Genomic DNA, 2,972 nt, shown 5'->3' on the forward strand with positions numbered 1-2,972 from the left:
GGGTGCGGCGCCAAGTCGCATGCCCGGTTCGGGAAGCGGCTCCGGGGAAACGGGCCGGTCGAAAGACCGGAACCGCGCCCCGGGCCGACTTCACCACCGAGGACGCGAAGAGTGTCACCGTCCGCCCCTTTGCCTTTAAATTCGAATATGAGATCTACTCAAAGGTATGGACGACACCGCCTTCCCCGGCCCCGGAGCCCTGGCCCGGACACAAGGGAACAAGTAACCCGCCGGTAGCTTTCAGGGCTTCGTGGCTGCGACCTTCTTCGGCTGTCGAGGCACGGTCTTGGTCTTGTCAAGGTGCCCGTACGCCGTGGACCGCGGGACGCCGAACATGTCGGCGATCTGCTGGACGGTCTTCTCGCGCTCGTCGTAGAGCCGTTGTGCGGGCGCGGCCTGGTCCTCGGTGAGCTTGGGTCGGCGTCCGCCGACCCGGCCGCGGGCCCGTGCGGAGGGAGCCCGTCGTTCGTGTTCGCCACGCTCAGCTCCCGCTGGAGCTCCGCCAGTACGGACAGCATCCCGAACATCGCCCGCCCCTCCATCGTGGAGGTGTCGATGCCCTGCTCGATGACGTGCAGGCCGATGCCGTGCTCGCGCAGCTCAGCGCCGAGGGTCACCAGATGCAGCACGGAGCGGGAGAGCCGGTCGAGCCGGGTCGCCTTCAGTGTGTCGCCCTCGCGCAGCAGCTGCATGACGAGATCGAGCTTCGACGCGAGTTGCGACACTGCCCACCTGCGGGTTCGTGATCGCCAACCCGAGTGTCGGCAGACGAATCGTTTGCCGACACTCCGCCACAGCTGGATCCATCGGGGTCAGAATTCAGGTCGGCGGAGTGCCTGGCAGCATGCTCGGCTGAGTCGTGCGCAGTCCGTCGAGAATGATCTGGAGATTGCGCTCCCACTGCTGACTGCCCGCTCGCATGTCCAGGGTGCGCTCACCAGTCGCTGCGGCAGCGAGCAGGAAGGGGACATCCTGCCAGGCGACGTCCGTTCGCATGGCGCCGACTGCTTGGGTGCGCTCCACGAGACGCCGAATCCGTCCTCGCAGGTCCTCCAGACGCTGGGCGAGAGTGACCCCGCAGGCCCCGCCGAGTGCCTCGCTGACGCCGCAGCTCTCTGTCCGGAGGCGCACATAAGTTGCGGCGAACATGCAGAGTCCGTTCCAGGCGTCCGGGTCCTCTAGGGCTTGATCGGCTACGTCTGAGATCTCGTCGAGGATCTCCCCGAGCACCATCTCCAGGAGCGCCTCAAGGGAGGGGATGCGCCGATAGAAGGTGCCGACACCCACGCCTGCCCGGCGCGCGATCTCGTGTGCGGATACATCAACGCCAATCTCGGCAACCGCAACCCGGGCGGCCCCTACCAGACGCTCGACGTTGCGCCGCGCGTCGGCGCGGGGGCGACGGCCCGACTCGTCGACGAGCAGGCGGTCCACTGTGCTGCGCGGTTGGTTCATGCGCTGATCCTATCGATAACTGGACCAATCCTGTCCGCTTCGCTAGAGTCTCCAACCGGACAAGATCAGTCCGCTTAGTTGGGGGTCTGCTATGGAATCGAAGAAAATCAGAGTCGGCATCATCGGGGCGAGCCCCGACCGGGGCTGGGCCGCCCGGGCACACGTCCCAGCTTTGCTGGCCCTGCCGGAGTACAGCATGACCGCGGTCGCCACCAGCCGCCCCGAGAGCGCTCAGGCCGCAGCACGGAAGTTTGGGGCCGCGCACGCTTTCACTGACGCCAGGCAACTTGCCGAGCACCCTGAGGTGGACCTGGTCGTCATCACCGTGAAGGTTCCTGCGCACGCCGAACTGGTCGGGGCGGCGCTGGCAGCCGGTAAACACGTGTACTGCGAGTGGCCGCTGGCCCGAACCACCCACGAGGCCGCAGCCCTCGCGAAGTCAGCCCACAGCACGGGCGTGCACCACGTGATCGGGCTGCAGGCGCGGTATGCCCCGGCGATCGCCTACGCTCGCGAGCTGGTCGCCGACGGTCGTGTAGGACGCGTGACCTCGGCGACCGTTCACGCCGCCCGCGGGAAGGGGCCTGGGGAGCAGATTCCCGCCTGGGCGGCTTACACCCTCGATCGCAACAACGGTGCCGGGACACTTGAGGTCGCTGGCGGGCACACACTCGACGCGGTGCAGTATGTGCTCGGTGGCATCAGCGACCTCTCGGCGACGTTGTCTGTCCAGCGCCCGGTTTACACCGTCGCCGGAACCGGTGACACGGTCGAGGCAACGAGCCCCGACCACCTCCTTCTTAACGCGACCCTCACCAGCGGTGCCGTCGTGTCGGCCCACGTCCACGACGCCAAGGTCACCGATGCCGGGACCCGACTGGAAATCTCCGGCACCAAGGGAGACCTGGCCATCGTCTCCACTGGGGCTGCTGGCCCGGCAGGCATCCAGATCGGTGAACTGCGCATGCAAGGGCCAGGTAATTCGGACGGCACCTATCAGGAGCTGCCCATTCCCAGCCGGTACCGCTGGACCTCCCGGATCGATCCCGCCGCCGAGAGCTTCAACGTGGCCCAGATGTATGCCCGGTTGGCCCTCGATCTCCGCACCGGCTCACGTAGCGTCCCAGACTTCGATGCTGGCCTGCGGCTGCACCGCCTTCTTGACGCGATCAGGCTCTCCGCAGATACAGGCACCCGGCAACGCTTGGGCTGACAGGCCGGACTGATCAGGGGCTGACTGCCGTCGCGAGGTCGAGCCGTTTCTCCATGTTGAGGCGGAAGGTTCCGTACGGGTTGATGTTCGACCAGAAGAGCGCGGTCAGGCCGCGCCGGTCCTCGTCGGAGAGCTTCCTCGTCCAGACCGGTTCGGCGAGCACCCGTTGGACCAGCAGGGTATTGACATGTTCTCTGAACTCGCGGTTGCTAGAGATCTTTAAGGGTCTGGGTTACGTGGGGTCGTGACGGATGTCGTGGGCTGCGCTATGCCGGAGGGATGAGGTATCCCGATGGCGGAGGGC

3 protein-coding genes and 2 pseudogenes are annotated in these 2,972 nt (G+C 66.5%); 1 reads left to right on the plus strand and 4 read right to left on the minus strand.

The features are described 5' to 3' along the window. Positions 1–240: 240 nt before the first annotated feature. The 3 genes and pseudogenes from ACWIGU_RS44770 to ACWIGU_RS44780 all read right to left on the minus strand — a co-directional run. Positions 241–372: pseudogene (locus ACWIGU_RS44770) on the minus strand (recombinase family protein); the annotation flags it as partial. 143 nt (positions 373–515) lie between these two features. Continuing rightward, positions 516–692 (minus strand): annotated as a pseudogene (locus ACWIGU_RS44775) (recombinase family protein); the annotation flags it as partial. Between the two features lie 127 nt (positions 693–819). Continuing rightward, positions 820–1,455 carry a TetR/AcrR family transcriptional regulator gene (locus tag ACWIGU_RS44780; protein ID WP_454407699.1) on the minus strand — a complete coding sequence of 212 codons (636 nt, stop codon included), beginning with the start codon at positions 1,453–1,455 and terminating at the stop codon, positions 820–822. 91 nt (positions 1,456–1,546) lie between these two features. On the opposite strand from ACWIGU_RS44780, the gene ACWIGU_RS44785 reads away from it, so the two are divergent. Next, positions 1,547–2,668: a Gfo/Idh/MocA family protein gene (locus tag ACWIGU_RS44785; RefSeq protein ID WP_454407701.1), complete on the plus strand. Its 1,122-nt coding sequence runs from the start codon at positions 1,547–1,549 to the stop codon at positions 2,666–2,668. A gap of 13 nt (positions 2,669–2,681) precedes the next feature. Here the strand turns inward: ACWIGU_RS44785 and ACWIGU_RS44790 are convergent, their stop codons facing one another. Next, positions 2,682–2,831: a hypothetical protein gene (locus tag ACWIGU_RS44790; protein WP_454407702.1), complete on the minus strand. Its 150-nt coding sequence runs from the start codon at positions 2,829–2,831 to the stop codon at positions 2,682–2,684. Positions 2,832–2,972: the final 141 nt, after the last annotated feature.

The organism is Streptomyces sp. NPDC055400 (assembly GCF_053644375.1).